The organism is Pseudomonas sp. LAIL14HWK12:I1, assembly GCF_003202095.1.
In the GTDB taxonomy this organism is placed as follows: Bacteria; Pseudomonadota; Gammaproteobacteria; order Pseudomonadales; family Pseudomonadaceae; genus Aquipseudomonas; species Aquipseudomonas monteilii.
This window is the reverse complement of record NZ_QJKG01000001.1, coordinates 903,698-919,560: the sequence shown is the minus strand read 5'-3', so window position 1 is coordinate 919,560 and position 15,863 is coordinate 903,698. Positions and strand designations below refer to the sequence as shown.

General features: G+C 63.0%; 12 protein-coding genes. 8 read left to right on the top strand and 4 right to left on the bottom strand.

The window, feature by feature from the left end; translation table 11 throughout:
* Positions 1-129: 129 nt before the first annotated feature.
* From D906_RS04160 to D906_RS04140, 5 genes are all read left to right on the top strand, one after another.
* On the top strand, positions 130-387 hold the full coding sequence (locus D906_RS04160; RefSeq protein ID WP_016711914.1) for a DUF2790 domain-containing protein: 258 nt from the start codon (positions 130-132) through the stop codon (positions 385-387).
* 217 nt (positions 388-604) lie between these two features.
* Complete coding sequence (locus tag D906_RS04155; RefSeq protein WP_027615331.1) at positions 605-1,030, top strand: nuclear transport factor 2 family protein; 426 nt, start codon at positions 605-607, stop codon at positions 1,028-1,030.
* A gap of 44 nt (positions 1,031-1,074) precedes the next feature.
* Positions 1,075-1,419, top strand: coding sequence for a YciI family protein (locus tag D906_RS04150; RefSeq protein WP_016711912.1), 345 nt, complete (start codon positions 1,075-1,077; stop codon positions 1,417-1,419).
* 21 nt (positions 1,420-1,440) lie between these two features.
* Positions 1,441-1,926, top strand: coding sequence for an SRPBCC family protein (locus D906_RS04145; protein ID WP_016711911.1), 486 nt, complete (start codon positions 1,441-1,443; stop codon positions 1,924-1,926).
* Positions 1,926-3,164 (top strand): RNA polymerase sigma factor, encoded by a 1,239-nt coding sequence (locus tag D906_RS04140; protein ID WP_025753889.1) that lies wholly within the window; start codon positions 1,926-1,928, stop codon positions 3,162-3,164. The genes D906_RS04145 and D906_RS04140 overlap by 1 nt, the downstream gene beginning before the upstream one ends.
* Before the next feature lie 65 nt (positions 3,165-3,229).
* Here D906_RS04140 and D906_RS04135 read toward each other — a convergent pair whose 3' ends face one another.
* Both D906_RS04135 and D906_RS04130 read right to left on the bottom strand, forming a co-directional pair.
* Positions 3,230-3,700, bottom strand: a complete 471-nt coding sequence (locus D906_RS04135) for a MaoC family dehydratase (RefSeq protein ID WP_016711909.1) — start codon at positions 3,698-3,700, stop codon at positions 3,230-3,232.
* A gap of 34 nt (positions 3,701-3,734) precedes the next feature.
* Positions 3,735-4,679: an alpha/beta hydrolase gene (locus tag D906_RS04130; RefSeq protein WP_027615330.1), complete on the bottom strand. Its 945-nt coding sequence runs from the start codon at positions 4,677-4,679 to the stop codon at positions 3,735-3,737.
* A gap of 218 nt (positions 4,680-4,897) precedes the next feature.
* Here D906_RS04130 and fadD2 point away from each other — a divergent pair, with 218 nt between their 5' ends.
* Together fadD2 and fadD1 are read left to right on the top strand one after the other, a co-directional pair.
* Positions 4,898-6,586: a long-chain-fatty-acid--CoA ligase FadD2 gene (fadD2, locus tag D906_RS04125; protein ID WP_016711907.1), complete on the top strand. Its 1,689-nt coding sequence runs from the start codon at positions 4,898-4,900 to the stop codon at positions 6,584-6,586.
* 311 nt (positions 6,587-6,897) lie between these two features.
* The gene (gene fadD1, locus D906_RS04120) at positions 6,898-8,595 is read left to right on the top strand and encodes a long-chain-fatty-acid--CoA ligase FadD1 (protein WP_016711906.1); all 1,698 of its coding nucleotides are present in this window, start codon (positions 6,898-6,900) and stop codon (positions 8,593-8,595) included.
* A gap of 65 nt (positions 8,596-8,660) precedes the next feature.
* Here the strand turns inward: fadD1 and D906_RS04115 are convergent, their stop codons facing one another.
* Positions 8,661-9,968 (bottom strand): FAD-binding oxidoreductase, encoded by a 1,308-nt coding sequence (locus tag D906_RS04115; protein WP_016711905.1) that lies wholly within the window; start codon positions 9,966-9,968, stop codon positions 8,661-8,663.
* 24 nt (positions 9,969-9,992) lie between these two features.
* Positions 9,993-11,357: a glutamine synthetase family protein gene (locus D906_RS04110; protein ID WP_027615329.1), complete on the bottom strand. Its 1,365-nt coding sequence runs from the start codon at positions 11,355-11,357 to the stop codon at positions 9,993-9,995.
* Positions 11,358-11,852: 495 nt separating this feature from the next.
* Here D906_RS04110 and hrpA point away from each other — a divergent pair, with 495 nt between their 5' ends.
* Positions 11,853-15,758 (top strand): ATP-dependent RNA helicase HrpA, encoded by a 3,906-nt coding sequence (gene hrpA / locus D906_RS04105; protein ID WP_027615328.1) that lies wholly within the window; start codon positions 11,853-11,855, stop codon positions 15,756-15,758.
* The last annotated feature ends 105 nt before the right edge of the window (positions 15,759-15,863 follow it).

The window sequence follows — 15,863 nt, the reverse complement described above, 5'->3', positions numbered from 1 at the left end:
CATCCCCCCTGGCAGTACGAAGCGGGATCGGTACTTCGTGCCATCTTCACCGTAGATGGCAACTTCTCCGTGCCGTTCACGGCAATAGAAGTCAATCGATCAGCTTGAATGCTTAAAAGGCAAACCCACATGAAACCATTACTGATTCTTGCATTGGTCGGTATGTCCTCGTTCGCCCTCGCCGATGAGGCCACCCCCGTCTCCAGCCAGCCTGTGGCCCAGCAGTATGACTATTCCATGAACCTGGACATCAAACGGGTGATCAACTTGTCGACCATCCCCAATGTCTGCGAAGTGGTACCTGCCACCATGACCTATGAAGACCACCAAGGCCAGGTGCATACCATTCAGTACCGGGCCATGGGTGAGGGTTGTCAGCAAGGTTGAAGCTGAAGCGATCCTTTAGGAGCGGCTTTAGCCGCGAACACCGGCGCAGCCGGTGCCATCCACCATCGGTAGATGGATCGCGGGGAAGCCCGCTCCTACAGGCTATAAAGCCACTGCTCGAGAGAATAATTTCCAAGGCCTGTCGATTCCTCCGTTCTCCATTCGACCATAGGTGAAGGCACCACCGTGCCCCCATGACCTGTCGGAGGAACCCCCGATGAGCACCGCAGCCGAAACCGAGATCCGCCAACTGATCGAGCGCTGGATGCAGGCCGTGCGCGATCGCGACATCCCCAACATCACCGCCCCCTATGCCGATGACATCGTCGCCTTCGATGCCATCCAGGCGCTGCAATTCAAGGGCAAGGCTACCTACACCGCGCACTGGGAAATGTGCATGGGCATGTGCACCGGCCCCATGGTCTTCGAACTGGCCGAACTCACCGTACACGCCGCTGGCGACCTGGCCCTGGCCCACTGGCTGAACCGCTGCGGCCCGGGCGATGACGAAAGCCAGTGCGGCTTTATGCGTGCCACCGTGGGCTATCGTCGTCAGAATGGCCAGTGGCAGGTGATCCATGAGCACTGGTCGGCGCCGTTCGACATGGAAACCCAGAAAGCCCTGTTCGATCTCAAGCCCTGAGCCGTTATCGCCAAACGCACTTTGCCAAAGCCCTGGAGGCGACCATGAAATACCTGTGCCTGGTCTATTGTGACGAGGGGCTGCTGCACAGCCTGCCCGACAGCCCGGAAGACGCCGAATGCATGGCGTATGCCGAAGCCATCCAGGGCTCCGGGCGAATGCTGGCGGCCGAGGCGCTGAAGCCTGTGCAGACCGCCACCACGGTACGGGTGCGCAACGGGCACATGAGCCTGACCGACGGCCCGTTCGCCGAAACCAAAGAGCAACTGGCGGGTTTTTACCTGGTGGAGGCCCGCGACTTGAACGAGGCGCTGAACATCGCCAAGGGTATTCCTGCCGCACGGGTCGGTAGCGTCGAGGTAAGGCCCGTGCGCCAACTGCAACCCTGACAGCCAAGGAGCACAACAACAATGAGCCTTGCCCAACCTGCACCTGCCCAACACGAGTTGTCCATCAGCCGCTTGATCGACGCCCCCCCGGCCAAGGTGTTCCGCGCCTGGACCGAACCCCAGTGGCTGATGCAGTGGTGGGGGCCGCACGGCATGACCACACCGGAGTGCGAGATGCAGTTGTGGGCCGGCGGCCTGTTCCGCACCCTGATGCGCGCGCCGGATGGCAGCGAGTACCCGAACCAGGGTGTGTTTCTGGAGATTGCCGCACCACGGCGGCTGGTGTTCACCGATGCCTTCGGCCCCGGCTGGGTGCCCTCGAACAAGGCCTTCATGACCGCCGTGATCAGCTTTGACGAGGAGCAAGGCAAAACCCGCTACACCGCCCGCGCCTGGCACTGGAATGCCGCCGACTGCCGGGCCCATGAGGAAATGGGCTTTCACCAGGGCTGGGGAGAAAGCCTGGACCGCCTGGTGGAGGTGGTGACCCAGCGGATGCCCGACTGATGGCGGCACTGGCGCAAGTGCGCACCGAAGTCGAGGCGGTGTACCGGCGGGAGTCGCGACGCATTTTGGCAACGTTGATCCGCTTGCTGGGTGATTTCGACCTGGCCGAGGAGGCCATGCATGATGCCTTCTTCATCGCCGTCGAGCGTTGGCAGCGCGACGGCATCCCCGAAAACCCAAGGGCGTGGCTGGTTTCCACCGGGCGCTTCAAGGCCATCGATGCGCTGCGCAGGCGCGCCCGTTTCGACCGCTCCCAGGCCGACCTGAGCATGCTGCTCGACGGCCAGGCACAGGATCCCAGCGAAGAAGAGTTGCTGGCCGATGACCGCCTGCGGCTGATCTTCACCTGCTGCCACCCGGCACTGTCCGCCGATGCCCAGGTACCGCTGACCCTGCGCGAAGTCTGCGACCTGACCACTGAACAGATTGCCCGCGCCTTCCTGCAAAGCCCGGCCACCATCGCCCAGCGCATTGTCCGCGCCAAGGCCAAGATTCGCGATGCAGCCATCCCGTACCAGGTACCGGAATTGAACGAACTGCCCGAACGGCTGGAGAGCGTTTTGCGGGTGATCTACCTGGTGTTCAACGAAGGCTATTCGGCGTCATCGGGCGAGGCGCTGCTGCAGCAGGACCTAAGCGATGAAGCGATCCGCCTGGCGCGGTTGCTGGTGCAGTTACTGCCCGACCCGGAGGCGGTTGGCCTGCTGGCCTTGATGCTGCTGCAGGCGTCCCGGCAGCAGGCGCGAACCGATGCCCAGGGCAACCTGGTGGTGTTGGAGCAGCAAGACCGCAGCCTGTGGGACCGGCAACGCATTGAGGAAGGCTGCGAGCTGGTGCGCCAGGCGCTGCAAAGCCGGGCGTTCGGCGCCTATACGGTGCAGGCCGCGATTGCCGCGGTGCATGCCGAAGCATCGACGGCAGCGGAGACGGACTGGGCGGAGATTGTCGGGCTTTATGACGTGTTGCAGCGGCATTGGCCTTCAGCCGTGGTGGAGCTGAACCGGGCGGTGGCAGTGGCCAAGAGGGATGGACCGGAGGTTGGCTTGCAGGTGGTCGAGGGGATTATGGCGCGAGGGGAGCTGCTGGACTATCACCTGGCGCATGTGGCCCGGGCGGAGTTGCACTATCAACTGGGGCAGGTCGAGGAGGCCCGTGCGGCTTGGCGGCAGGCGCTGGCGCTGACCCGGCAGGAGCCGGAGCGCAGGCACATTGAGCGGCGGCTTCAGGCCATTGAATGATGTTTGCTGTGCCGGCCTCTTCGCGGGCACGCCCGCGAAGAGGCCGGTACTGGCTATATCGATCTTCAGCTAGCCACAAAATTCGGCGGCGACACCAGCTCGACGGTCTGCTGCTTGCGCGGTGCCAGGATCTCGGCCTCACCCTCGACCACCAGCTCATCGTTCTGGTTGTACACATTGGTGGCGATACGCACCTTGAACTTCGGCAGTTTCTCGAGGATTTCCAGGCGCACGGTCAGGGTATCGCCAATTTTCACCGGCTTCTGGAAGCTCATTTGCTGGCCCAGGTAGATGGTGCCAGGGCCTGGCAGGGTGCAGGCCACTGCTGCACTGATCAGCGCGCCGCTGAACATGCCGTGTGCAATACGTTCGCGGAACATGCTCTTGGCGGCGAACTCGGCATCCAGGTGAACCGGGTTGTGGTCACCGGACATCGCGGCGAACAGCTGGATGTCGCGTTCTTCAACGGACTTCTTGTACTCGGCCTTCTGGCCGACTTCGAGGGCTTCGTAAGGCGTGTTGGTGACCTGGGACATCGGTGCTTCCTTAAGCGTTAGGCGAGGGTGGCTATCATTCACTGCGCACGGGGCGGCCAAGGGCCAGCGCCTGTTCAAGCCAGCCGAGGATATCGGCGGTGACCTCGTCACGGTTGGTTTCGTTGAGTACTTCATGCCGCGCTTGAGGATAGACGCGCAGCTGTACATGTCGATTGCCGGTCGCGCGCAGGGCGTCGGCCAGATGGGTGAGACGCTTGCCGGCACTGACCGGATCACATTCACCACCGATCACCAGCATCGGCAGGTTCGGATCGATCTGCGCGAGGTTACTCGGCTGGCTGATCTGCGCCAAGCCTTGTAACAGGTCGAGCCACAGCTGGTTGCTGCAACGAAAGCCGCACAACGGGTCGTTGACGTACAGGTCGACTTCGGCCGGGTCGCGGCTGAGCCAGTCGAATGCGGTGCGGTTGGGCTTGAACGCCTTGTTGAACGAGCCGAACGACAACCACTCGATCAATGCACTTTTGCCCAACGGCCCCTGACGCCAGGCTTCCAGCCGGGCAATCTGCCGGGCCACTCGGTAAAGCGTTGCCGGCTGGTAGTTGGAGCCACTCAGGATGGCCCCGTGCAGGCTGGCACTGTGGTGCAGCAGGTAGGCCTGGGCGATGTAGCTGCCCATGCTGTGGCCGAACAGGAACAGCGGCGTGCACGGGTATTGCTGACCGATGTGCTGGGCCATCCGGCCGAGGTCGTTGACCACGGCATTCCAGCCATGATGGCGGGCGAACAGGCCGAGGCTGCCCTGTTCGGCAGTGCGCCCGTGACCGCGCTGGTCGGCCGCGAACAGGGCAAAGCCCGCCTCGCTCAGGGCCTGCCCAAGGCGTTGGTAGCGCCCGGCATGCTCGGCCATGCCATGGGCCAGCAGCACCACGGCTTTCACCGGTTTGGCCGGCAGCCATTGGTGCACGTACAGGCTGCAGTGCTCGCTGGCGGGTAGCCAGAAGGCGTCGTGAGGCATGGCGGGTCCTTGTGCGCACGGGTACCCGAACAGTGTATGCACAACCGGCCGGATTGCAGGAAGGGCACAAATAAGATTCACAATGTTAATGGCGGCACTTGGCGTATATGCCACCTTGGACTTACCTGTTAACGTCGGATCAACGCCTTTTCGCCGGCTGGCGATCAGGTAAGGGACTAAAGGACGCAGTGCAGGTCCAGGCAGAGGAACAATAATAAATGCAAGCCGACTTCTGGAATGACAAGCGCCCGGCGGGCGTGCCTTCCACCATCGACATCAATGCCTACGCCTCGGTCGTCGAGGTGTTCGAGCGCTCCTGCAAGCGCTTTGCCGACCGCCCGGCGTTCAGCAACCTGGGCGTGACCCTGACCTACGCCGAGCTGGAGCGCCATTCAGCCGCCTTCGCCGGCTGGTTGCAGCAGCACACCGACCTCAAACCGGGCGACCGCATCGCGGTGCAGATGCCCAACGTGCTGCAATACCCCATCGCCGTCTTCGGCGCCATGCGCGCCGGCCTGATCGTGGTCAACACCAACCCGCTGTACACCGAGCGCGAAATGCGCCACCAGTTCAAGGACAGCGGCGCGCGCGCACTGGTGTACCTGAACATGTTCGGCAAGCGTGTGCAGGAGGTGTTGCCCGATACCGGCATCGAATACCTGATCGAGGCGAAGATGGGCGACCTGCTGCCCACCGCCAAAGGCTGGCTGATCAACACGGTGGTCGACAAAGTGAAGAAGATGGTGCCGGCCTATCACTTGCCCCAGGCGGTATCGTTCAAACAGGCGCTGCGCCAAGGGCGCGAGCTGTCGCACAAACCGGTGCCGCTGAGCCTGGACGACATCGCCGTGCTGCAATACACCGGCGGTACCACGGGCCTTGCCAAAGGCGCGATGCTCACCCACGGCAACCTGGTGGCCAACATGCTGCAGGTGCTGGCCTGCTTCTCGCAGCATGGCCCCGACGGGCAGAAGCTGCTCAAGGACGGGCAGGAGGTGATGATCGCGCCGCTGCCGCTCTACCACATCTATGCCTTTACCGCGAACTGCATGTGCATGATGGTCACCGGTAACCACAACGTGCTGATCACCAACCCACGGGACATCCCGGGCTTCATCAAGGAGCTGGGCAAGTGGCGTTTCTCCGCGCTGCTGGGGCTGAATACCCTGTTTGTTGCGCTGATGGATCACCCGGGCTTCCGTCAGCTGGACTTCTCGGCGCTGAAGGTCACCAACTCCGGCGGCACGGCGCTGGTCAAGGCCACTGCCGAGCGCTGGGAAGCGCTTACGGGGTGTCGCATCGTCGAGGGCTACGGCCTGACCGAAACCTCGCCGGTGGCCAGCACCAACCCCTATGGCAAGCTTGCCCGACTGGGTACGGTGGGCATCCCGGTGGCGGGTACCGCGTTCAAGGTGATCGACGATGACGGCAACGAGATGCCGCTGGGCGAGCGGGGCGAGTTGTGCATCAAGGGCCCGCAGGTGATGAAGGGCTACTGGCAGCAGCCCGAGGCCACGGCCCAGGCCCTGGATGCGGACGGCTGGTTCAAGACCGGCGATATTGCGGTGATCGACCCGGACGGTTTCACTCGCATCGTCGACCGCAAGAAAGACATGATCATCGTCTCGGGCTTCAATGTTTACCCCAACGAGATCGAGGATGTGGTGATGGGCCACCCCAAGGTCGCCAACTGTGCAGCCATCGGTGTGCCGGACGAGCGTTCCGGCGAGGCGGTGAAGCTGTTCGTGGTGCCGCGTGAGGGGGGGCTGAGCGTGGATGAGCTCAAGGCCTACTGCAAGGCCAACTTTACCGGCTATAAGGTGCCCAAGCACATTGTGCTGCGCGAGTCGTTGCCGATGACGCCTGTGGGCAAGATCTTGCGGCGGGAACTGCGGGATATCGCTTGATGGGTATGGCTTTGACTTAGTGGTGTTGTTGAGATCGAGCGCCGCGCGGGCGGCGTTCGATCTGCGAAACCTTACAAAACTCAAGCCATCCGCGACATTTTGGTTAAAAACTCTAAAAATGACTTGTATTGTTCATTGAGTCATTTTTGTGACTGCAAGGCCTGTTTTGGCCTCTAGGCGACCCTAGGCAAAGCTGTTACTCTCGGCCCGCTTTCAGACGATCCGGTTTGCAACGAACCGCCGTCTCATATCAATAATAAGCGCATCGACGCGCCAATCGAACTTCGCTGTTGCTGAAGGAGTGGGCTTCCATGATCGAACATTTTTGGAAGGATAAGTACCCAGCCGGGATTACGGCGGAAATCAATCCTGACGAATTCCCCAATATCCAGGCAGTACTCAAGCAATCCTGCCAACGCTTTGCCGACAAACCGGCCTTTAGCAACCTGGGCAAGACTATCACTTATGGCGAGTTGTATGCGCTGTCGGGGGCGTTTGCGGCCTGGCTGCAGCAGCATACCGACCTCAAGCCGGGTGACCGCATTGCCGTGCAACTGCCCAATGTCCTGCAATACCCGGTCGCAGTATTCGGTGCCATGCGTGCCGGGCTGATCGTGGTCAATACCAACCCGCTGTACACCGTGCGGGAGATGGAACACCAGTTCAACGACTCCGGCGCCAAGGCCCTGGTGTGTCTGGCCAACATGGCCCACCTGGCTGAAAAGGTGGTGCCCAAGACCCAGGTCAAGCACGTTATCGTCACCGAAGTGGCCGACCTGCTGCCGCCGCTCAAGCGCTTGCTGATCAACAGCGTGATCAAGTACGTGAAGAAAATGGTACCGGCCTACAACCTGCCGCGTGCCATACGCTTCAACGATGCGTTGGCATTGGGCAAGGGCCAGCCGGTAACCGAGGCCAACCCGCAGGCCAACGACGTGGCGGTGCTGCAGTACACCGGCGGCACCACGGGCGTGGCGAAGGGGGCAATGCTCACCCACCGCAACCTGGTGGCCAACATGCTGCAGTGTCGGGCGCTGATGGGCTCCAACCTGCACGAAGGCTGCGAAATCCTTATCACGCCGCTGCCGCTGTACCACATCTATGCCTTTACCTTCCATTGCATGGCGATGATGCTGATCGGCAACCACAACGTGCTGATCAGCAACCCGCGTGACCTGCCGGCCATGGTCAAGGAACTGGGCAAGTGGAAGTTCAGCGGCTTTGTCGGCCTCAACACCTTGTTCGTTGCCCTGTGCAACAACGAGGCGTTCCGCGCCCTGGACTTTTCGGCGCTGAAAATCACCCTGTCTGGCGGCATGGCTTTGCAACTGAGCGTGGCCGAACGCTGGAAGGCCGTTACCGGCTGCGCCATCTGCGAAGGTTACGGCATGACCGAAACCAGCCCGGTGGCGGCAGTGAACCCGGCAGAGGCCAACCAGGTGGGTACCATCGGGATTCCGGTGCCTTCGACCCTGTGCAAGATCATCGACGACGCCGGCAACGAGCTGCCGTTGGGCGAAGTGGGCGAGCTGTGCGTCAAGGGCCCGCAGGTGATGAAGGGCTACTGGCAGCGCGAAGACGCCACCGCCGAAATTCTGGACAGCGAAGGCTGGCTGAAGACCGGTGACATCGCCCTGATCCAGGCGGACGGCTACATGCGCATCGTCGACCGCAAGAAGGACATGATCCTGGTCTCGGGCTTCAACGTGTACCCCAACGAACTGGAAGATGTGCTGGCGGCCTTGCCGGGTGTGTTGCAGTGCGCGGCCATTGGTGTGCCGGACGAGAAGTCGGGTGAGGTGATCAAGGTGTTCATCGTGGTCAAGCCGGGCATGACCCTGACCAAGGAGCAGGTGATGGAGCACATGCGTGCCAACGTTACCGGCTACAAGGTGCCGCGCATGATCGAATTCCGTGATTCGTTGCCAACTACCAACGTGGGCAAGATCCTGCGTCGCGAGTTGCGTGATGAAGAGCTGAAGAAGCAGGGCCTGAAGAAGATCGCCTGACCTTCTGAATCTATGCTGGCCTTACTGGCCTCTTCGCGGGTTTACCCGCGAAGAGGCCAGTGAAATCAGCGCAGCTTTTCAAGCATCTGGTAGTACCACATCCCCGCCGCCAGCAGCGGGTTCCCCAGCAAGTCCCCCATCGGCACGCGCACATGCTTGCATTGCGCGAAGGTGTCGAACTTCTCCAGCGTCCCGGTCAATGCCTCGGCCATGATCTCGCCCATGATGTGGCTGGTAGCAATGCCATGCCCCGAGTAACCCTGGCAATACCATACGTTGTCCGACAGCTTGCCCAACTGCGGAATGCGGTTGACCACGATGCCCATGGCACAGCTCCACTGGAACTCGATCGGCACGCCCTTGAGCGCCGGGAAGGTGCGTTCGATACACGGGCGCAGCTCGCCTTCGATGTCGCGTGAGTCCTTGCCCGAGTAATTGGCGCCGCCACCAAACAGCAGGCGTTTGTCGGCGGTCAGACGGTAGTAGTCGAGCACGAAGCGGCAGTCGTATACCGCCAGGTCCTGCGGATTGATCTGCTCGGCCAGCTCACCCAGCGGCGCGGTGGTGACGATGCCGCCCATGGCCGGGAAGATCTTGCCCTTGAGCTGGCGCTTTTCCAGCTTGTGATACACATCGCCGGCCAGCATTACCTGGCGCGCTTCGACCCGGCCATGGGCAGTGACCACTGCCGGGCGCGGGCCGTGAACGATGTCCAGCACCTCGGAGTTCTCGAAGATCAGTGCACCCAGGCTGTGGGCCGCACGGGCTTCACCCAGGCACAGGTTGAGCGGGTGCAGGTGCAGGTTGCGCAGGTTTTTCAGTGCGCCCAGGTACAGCGGGCTTTGCAGGTGCTCGGCCACTGCCGCACGGTCCAGCAATTGCACCTGCTCGCCCATGCCACGGCGGTGGGCCTCGGCCTCGAAGGCACGCAGTTCGTCCATGTGCGAAGGTTTCATTGCCGCATGCAGGTGGCCGCGCTTGAGGTCGCAGTCGATGCCATAGCGCGCCACGCGCTGCTCGATCACCTGGTGACCGCGCCAGCGCAAGTGCCAGATGAAGTCGTCGACTTCGGCACCCAGGTGGTTGCGCATCTGCGAGCGCATGGCCTCATCACCCGACAGGCTGCCGGTGACCTGGCCGCCATTGCGCCCGCTGGCGCCCCAGCCGATGCGGTTGGTTTCGACGATGGCCACTTTCAGGCCACGCTCGGCCAGCTCCACCGCCGTGGCCACGCCGGTAAAGCCGCCGCCGATGATGGCCACATCCACCTGCACCGTGCCCTTGAGTTGCGGGTACTCGGTGTGGTCGTTGAGGGAGGCGGTGTAATAGGACGGCGCACGCTGCGCCGGGCCTTTGTTCAATGCTGCGTTCATGGGTGTTCCTTGTTAGATAGGGGCTCAGGCCTGGTGCAGGTACCAACGCCAGTCCTGCTCGCTGACTTCGGCCATGAACTGGCGGTACTCGGCACGCTTTACCTTCAGGTACACGCCAAGGAAGTCGTCGCCCAAGGCTTCGCGAGCCCAATGGGAATGCTGCAGGGCATCGAGGGCGGTCAGCCAGTCGGTGGGCAAGTGCTCGGTGGCCTGGGCATAGCCGTTGCCTACCACCGGTGCGCCTGGGTCCAGCTGTTCGCGGATGCCGCGATGGCTGGCGGCGAGGATCGCTGCGGCAGCCAGGTAAGGGTTGGCGTCGGCGCCGCAAATGCGATGCTCTACATGCCGGCTGTTGGCCGGGCCGCCGGGCACGCGCAGGCTCACGGTGCGGTTGTCCACGCCCCAGGTCGGGGCCAGCGGCGCATAGCTGTTGGCCTGGAAGCGACGGAACGAGTTGGCATTGGGGCAAAACAGCAGCAGCGAGTCGCGCAGGTGGCGCAGCATGCCCGCCACGGCCTGGCGCAGCAGCGGGGTGCCGGCCTTGTCTTCGCTGGCGAACAGGTTGTTGCCCGCGCTGTCGGCCAGGCTCAGGTGCATGTGCATGCCGGTGCCGGCCAGGTTGGCAAACGGCTTGGCCATGAAGCAGGCCTGCATGCCGTGGGCATGGGCCACGCCTTTAACCAGGCGCTTGTAGCGCACGGCCTGGTCCATCGCTTTTAGGGCGTCGCCGTGCTCAAGAGTGATTTCCACCTGGCCGGGGGCGTACTCGGAAATCGCAGTGCGCGCCGGAATGCCCTGCGCCTTGCAGGCGGCGTACAGGTCGGCGAGGAAGGGTTCGATCTGTTCCAGCTCGCGCAGGCCATAGACCTGGGTGGTGCGTGGGCGGCCACCGTCATTGTCCAGCGCCGGTTGCGGGCGGCCCTGGGCATCGCGTTGCTGGTCGAGCAGGTAGAACTCCAGCTCGCAGGCCATTACGGGGTGGTAGCCGTCGGCTTTCAGGGCGTCGATGGTGCGCAGCAGCACATGGCGCGGGTCGGCGATGCTGGCTGGCAGGCCCTCGGTAGGGTGCATGCTGACTTGTACGGCCGCGGTCGGCACCCGGCGCCAGGGCAGGCGCACCAGGCTGCCTTCGAGTGGGTAGGCGCGGCAGTCGATGTCGCCCACCTCCCACACCAGGCCCGAATTTTCCACGTCGTCACCGTTCAGGGTCAGGCCAAGGATGGTGCTGGGCAGCGGCCGGCCGGTCTGGTACACGGCCAGCAATTCATCACGGTGCAGCAGCTTGCCGCGTGGTACGCCGTTGGCGTCGAGGATGAACAGTTCGAACAGCTCGATATCGGGGTTTTCAGCCAGGAAACGGGAAGCCTGCTCTACAGGTGCAAAGTGCATGATGTATTCGCTCACGGGCGCACAGGACGTTCGCGCAGAACGCGCGGTCCAGTTGAGTCAAACGGCCAGACAATGGCCGGGTTTGGTCACAAAGGCGTGAGCGGGCAGTCCGGTGGGCGTGCGTGACGGCAGTGCCACAAGGCCCAGAAGGCGAGGATGATGTGCACCAGCGGATTTTCCCCGGCACGGCTCCGGGCCTTCGGTAACGAAGGGCGGGACGACGGTGGGGCGATGTGCTGGACGGGAGTCATGCTTTTGATACTCACATGCGGCGTAAGGTTGATTAAAGCAGTGAATGGCAACCTTTACGTATACCCTTGCTAAACTTTCAGCCGCTATACGATCCCTGTAGGAGCGGCCTTGTGCCGCGAAGGGCTGCGGCACAAGGCCGCTCTCCTACCATGACAGCAAAGTAGGCCCAAATCTGCGACAATCGCGCATCCTTCGAATGCCGATCATGAAAAAGCAGGGCCACCTGCATCATTAAAAAGCCCCATGACTGACCACGCCATCGACAAACTGCTGCAAAACCTCGACCACGCCATGATTGCCGACCGCCATCGTCTGCGCCGGCAACTGCACGAACTGCGCAAGCGCCCCGACGAGGCGAAGCTTTCGCAGTGGGTGGAAAAGGTCCAGGCCTCCTGCGCCCAGGTCACTGCACGTCAGCAAAGCGTGCCGACCGTGCGCTACGACGACAACCTGCCGATCGCCGCCAAGCGTGACGAAATCAAAAAGGCCCTGGCCGAAAACCAGGTGCTGGTGATCGCCGGTGAAACCGGTTCGGGCAAGACCACCCAGCTGCCGAAGATTTGCCTGGAACTGGGCCGTGGCAGCCATGGCCTGATCGCCCACACCCAGCCACGCCGGATCGCCGCGCGCAGCGTGGCGGCGCGGGTTGCCGAAGAACTGGGCACGCCGCTGGGCGGGCTGGTCGGCTACCAGGTACGTTTCGAAGACCAAAGCGATGCCAATACCCTGGTCAAACTGATGACCGATGGCATCCTGCTGGCCGAAACCCAGCACGACCGCTTTCTTGAGCGCTACGACACGATCATCGTCGACGAAGCCCACGAACGCAGCCTGAATATCGATTTCCTGCTCGGCTACCTGAAGACACTGCTGCATCGCCGGCCAGACCTGAAACTGATCATCACGTCGGCCACCATCGACCTGGAACGCTTTTCCAAACACTTCGATGGCGCGCCGATCATCGAGGTGTCCGGGCGCACATTCCCGGTGGAAACCTGGTACCGCCCGCTCACCAGCGAGCAGGATGAAGAAGGCAACCAGATCGAGGACGACCTCACCGTCGACCAAGCCATCCTCGCCACTCTGGATGAGCTGGCGCACCACGAACGCAGCGAAGGCAAAGGCCCGGGCGATGTGCTGATCTTCCTGCCCGGCGAGCGGGAAATCCGCGATGCCGCTGAAATCCTGCGCAAGGCGCAGTTGCGCCACACCGAGATCCTGCCGCTGTATGCACGCCTGTCGCCGGCCGAGCAACAGCGCATCTTCCAGCCGCACACCGGGCGCCGCGTGGTGCTGGCCACCAACGTGGCCGAAACCTCGCTCACCGTGCCGGGCATCCGCTACGTGATCGACACCGGCACCGCACGCATCAGCCGCTACAGCTACCGCGCCAAAGTGCAGCGCCTGCCCATCGAAGCGGTGTCCCAAGCCAGCGCCAACCAGCGTAAAGGCCGTTGCGGCCGGGTCGAGCCGGGCATTTGCGTACGTCTGTACAGCGAAGAGGACTTCAACAGCCGGCCGGCGTTTACCGACCCGGAGATTCTGCGCACCAACCTGGCGGCGGTGATCCTGCAGATGTTGCACCTGCGCCTGGGCGCGATCGATGCGTTCCCGTTCATCGAGCCGCCGGATGGCAAGGCCATCAGCGATGGTTTCAACCTGCTGCAGGAACTGTCGGCGGTCAACCGCGAAAACCAGTTGACGCCGATTGGCCGCCAACTGGCCCGCCTGCCCATCGACCCGCGGCTGGGCCGCATGCTACTCGAAGGCGCCCGACTGGGCAGCCTGCAGGAAGTGCTGATCGTTACCAGCGCACTGTCGGTGCAGGACCCACGCGAGCGCCCGCCAGAGCGTCAGCAGGCGGCGGATCAGGCCCATGCGCAATGGAAGGACGTGGACTCCGACTTCGCCGCGCTGGTCAACCTGTGGCGCGGTTTTGAAGAGCAGCGCCAGGCGCTGACGGCCAACCCGCTGCGCAACTGGTGCCGCAAGCATTTCCTGAACTACTTGCGCCTGCGTGAGTGGCGCGATGCCCACCGCCAGCTGGCGCTGATCTGCCGTGACCTGCAGTTGACGGTGAACAAGGAACCGTCCGACTACCAGAAGATGCACAAGGCCATCCTCAGTGGCCTGCTCAGCCAGATCGGCCAGAAGACCGAAGAGGGCGACTACCAGGGGGCGCGTCAACGGCGCTTCTGGGTGCACCCGTCCTCGGGCCTGGGGCGCAAGCGACCGCAGTGGGTCATGGCCGCCGAACTGGTCGAGACCACCAAGCTGTATGCGCGCATGGTCGCCAAGATCGAGCCTGACTGGATCGAGCCGCTGGCTGGCCACCTGGTCAAGAAAAACCACTTCGAACCGCACTGGGAGAAGAAGCGCGGTCAGGTGGTGGCCTATGAGCAGATCACCCTGTACGGCCTGATTCTGGTCGGCCGCCGCCCGGTGCACTTTGGCCCGATCGACCCGGTCATTTCGCGTGAGCTGTTCATCCGCGAGGGCCTGGTGGGTGGCGAAATACAGTCGCGGGCCAAGTGCCTGGCGGCCAACAAACGCCTGCTCAAAGAACTCGACGAGCTGGAGGCCAAGGCCCGCCGGCGCGACATTCTGGCTGACGAAGAAACGCTGTACGCCTTCTACGAAGCGCGCCTGCCGGCGGAAATCCACCAGACCGCGACCTTTGACAGCTGGTACCGCATGGGCAGCCAGAAGGATGCCAACCTCCTGATCATGCGCGAGGAAGACGTGCTGGCCCGTGAGGCTAGCGAAGTCACTGCCGCGCAGTACCCCGACAGCATGCAGGTCGGCGAGCTGCGCCTGCCGCTGAGCTATCACTTCGAACCCGGCCACCCGCGAGACGGCGTGACCGTGCGGGTGCCGGCACCGTTGCTGCCAAGCCTGCCCGGCGAGCGCCTGGAATGGCTGGTGCCAGGCTTGCTGGAGGCCAAGTGCGTGGCGCTGATACGCAACCTGCCCAAGGCCTTGCGCAAGAACTTCGTGCCGGTGCCGGACTTCGTCAAGGCTTCGCTGGCGCGTATGACCTTCGGTCAGGGCGCACTGCCGCAGGCCCTGGGCCAGGAGCTGCTGCGCATGACCGGTGCGCGGGTGTCCGACGAGGCCTGGGACGAGTCGGTCCAGCTGGTCGAAGGCCACCTGCGCATGAACATCGAAGTGGTCGACGGCCAGGGCAAGTTCCTTGGCGAAGGCCGCGACCTGGCCGAGCTGACCGCGCGCTTTGCTGCCGCCAGCCAGGCTGCCTTGGCGGTGCCGCGCACCGAACAGAGCGAGCAGCCGGTGCAGGCGAAGGCTTTCAGCGAAGTGAAGCAGACCGCCCAACAGAAGATTGCCGGCCTGTCGATGACCGTGTACCCGGCGTTGGTGGAAGAGGGCGGTAGCGTGCGCGAAGGGCGCTTCTCGACCCAGGCCGAAGCCGAGTTCCAGCACCGCCGTGCCCTGCAGCGCCTGTTGTTGCAGCAATTGGCCGAGCCGGCCAAGTACCTGCGCGGCAAGCTGCCGGGCCTGACCGAGCTTGGCCTGCTGTACCGTGAAATGGGCAGGGTCGAGGCACTGGTCGAGGACATCCTGCTGGCCAGCCTGGACAGCTGTATCCTTGAAGGTGAACAGCCGTTGCCGCGTGATGGTGCGGCCTTGGCCAGGCTGGCTGAGCGCAAGCGCGGCAGCTGGGCCGAGCATGCCGAGCGGTTGGCGCGCCAGACGCTGGAGGTGCTGAAACTGTGGCATGGGCTGCAGAAGCGCTTCAAGGGCAAGATCGACCTGAGCCAGGCGGTGGCGCTGAACGACATCAAGCAACAGCTGGGCAACCTTGTGTACCCGGGCTTTGTGCGTGAAACGCCCGGGGTTTGGTTCAAGGAGCTGCCGCGTTACCTCAAGGCGGTGGAATTGCGCCTGGAGAAGCTGGGTTCGCAGGTGCAGAAGGACCGGGTATGGAGCGGTGAGCTGGCCAACTTGTGGGCCCAGTACAAGGCGCGTGCCGACAAGCATGCCCAGGAAGGCAAGCGCGATGAGCAACTGACGTTGTACCGCTGGTGGCTGGAGGAATACCGGGTGTCGCTGTTTGCTCAGCAGTTGGGCACCAAGGTGCCGATTTCCGACAAAAGATTGAGCAAACATTGGAGCCAGGTGGAAGGCTAACCTGCCCAATTTGTGGCAAACTTCAGGGAGTTTGGGGCCGCGTTGCGGCCCTTCGCGGGTGAGCCCGCTCCCACAGGGGTAACGTACGCTCCTGATTTGGTACTA

What these genes read in the sequence shown, in the direction of transcription:
- D906_RS04160 (WP_016711914.1), top strand. Translation starts at nt 130, where the DNA reads ATGAAACCATTACTGATTCTTGCATTGGTCGGTATGTCCTCGTTCGCC.
- D906_RS04155 (WP_027615331.1), top strand. Translation starts at nt 605, where the DNA reads ATGAGCACCGCAGCCGAAACCGAGATCCGCCAACTGATCGAGCGCTGG.
- D906_RS04150 (WP_016711912.1), top strand. Translation starts at nt 1,075, where the DNA reads ATGAAATACCTGTGCCTGGTCTATTGTGACGAGGGGCTGCTGCACAGC.
- D906_RS04145 (WP_016711911.1), top strand. Translation starts at nt 1,441, where the DNA reads ATGAGCCTTGCCCAACCTGCACCTGCCCAACACGAGTTGTCCATCAGC.
- D906_RS04140 (WP_025753889.1), top strand. Translation starts at nt 1,926, where the DNA reads ATGGCGGCACTGGCGCAAGTGCGCACCGAAGTCGAGGCGGTGTACCGG.
- D906_RS04135 (WP_016711909.1), bottom strand. Translation starts at nt 3,700, where the DNA reads ATGTCCCAGGTCACCAACACGCCTTACGAAGCCCTCGAAGTCGGCCAG.
- D906_RS04130 (WP_027615330.1), bottom strand. Translation starts at nt 4,679, where the DNA reads ATGCCTCACGACGCCTTCTGGCTACCCGCCAGCGAGCACTGCAGCCTG.
- fadD2 (WP_016711907.1), top strand. Translation starts at nt 4,898, where the DNA reads ATGCAAGCCGACTTCTGGAATGACAAGCGCCCGGCGGGCGTGCCTTCC.
- fadD1 (WP_016711906.1), top strand. Translation starts at nt 6,898, where the DNA reads ATGATCGAACATTTTTGGAAGGATAAGTACCCAGCCGGGATTACGGCG.
- D906_RS04115 (WP_016711905.1), bottom strand. Translation starts at nt 9,968, where the DNA reads ATGAACGCAGCATTGAACAAAGGCCCGGCGCAGCGTGCGCCGTCCTAT.
- D906_RS04110 (WP_027615329.1), bottom strand. Translation starts at nt 11,357, where the DNA reads ATGCACTTTGCACCTGTAGAGCAGGCTTCCCGTTTCCTGGCTGAAAAC.
- hrpA (WP_027615328.1), top strand. Translation starts at nt 11,853, where the DNA reads ATGACTGACCACGCCATCGACAAACTGCTGCAAAACCTCGACCACGCC.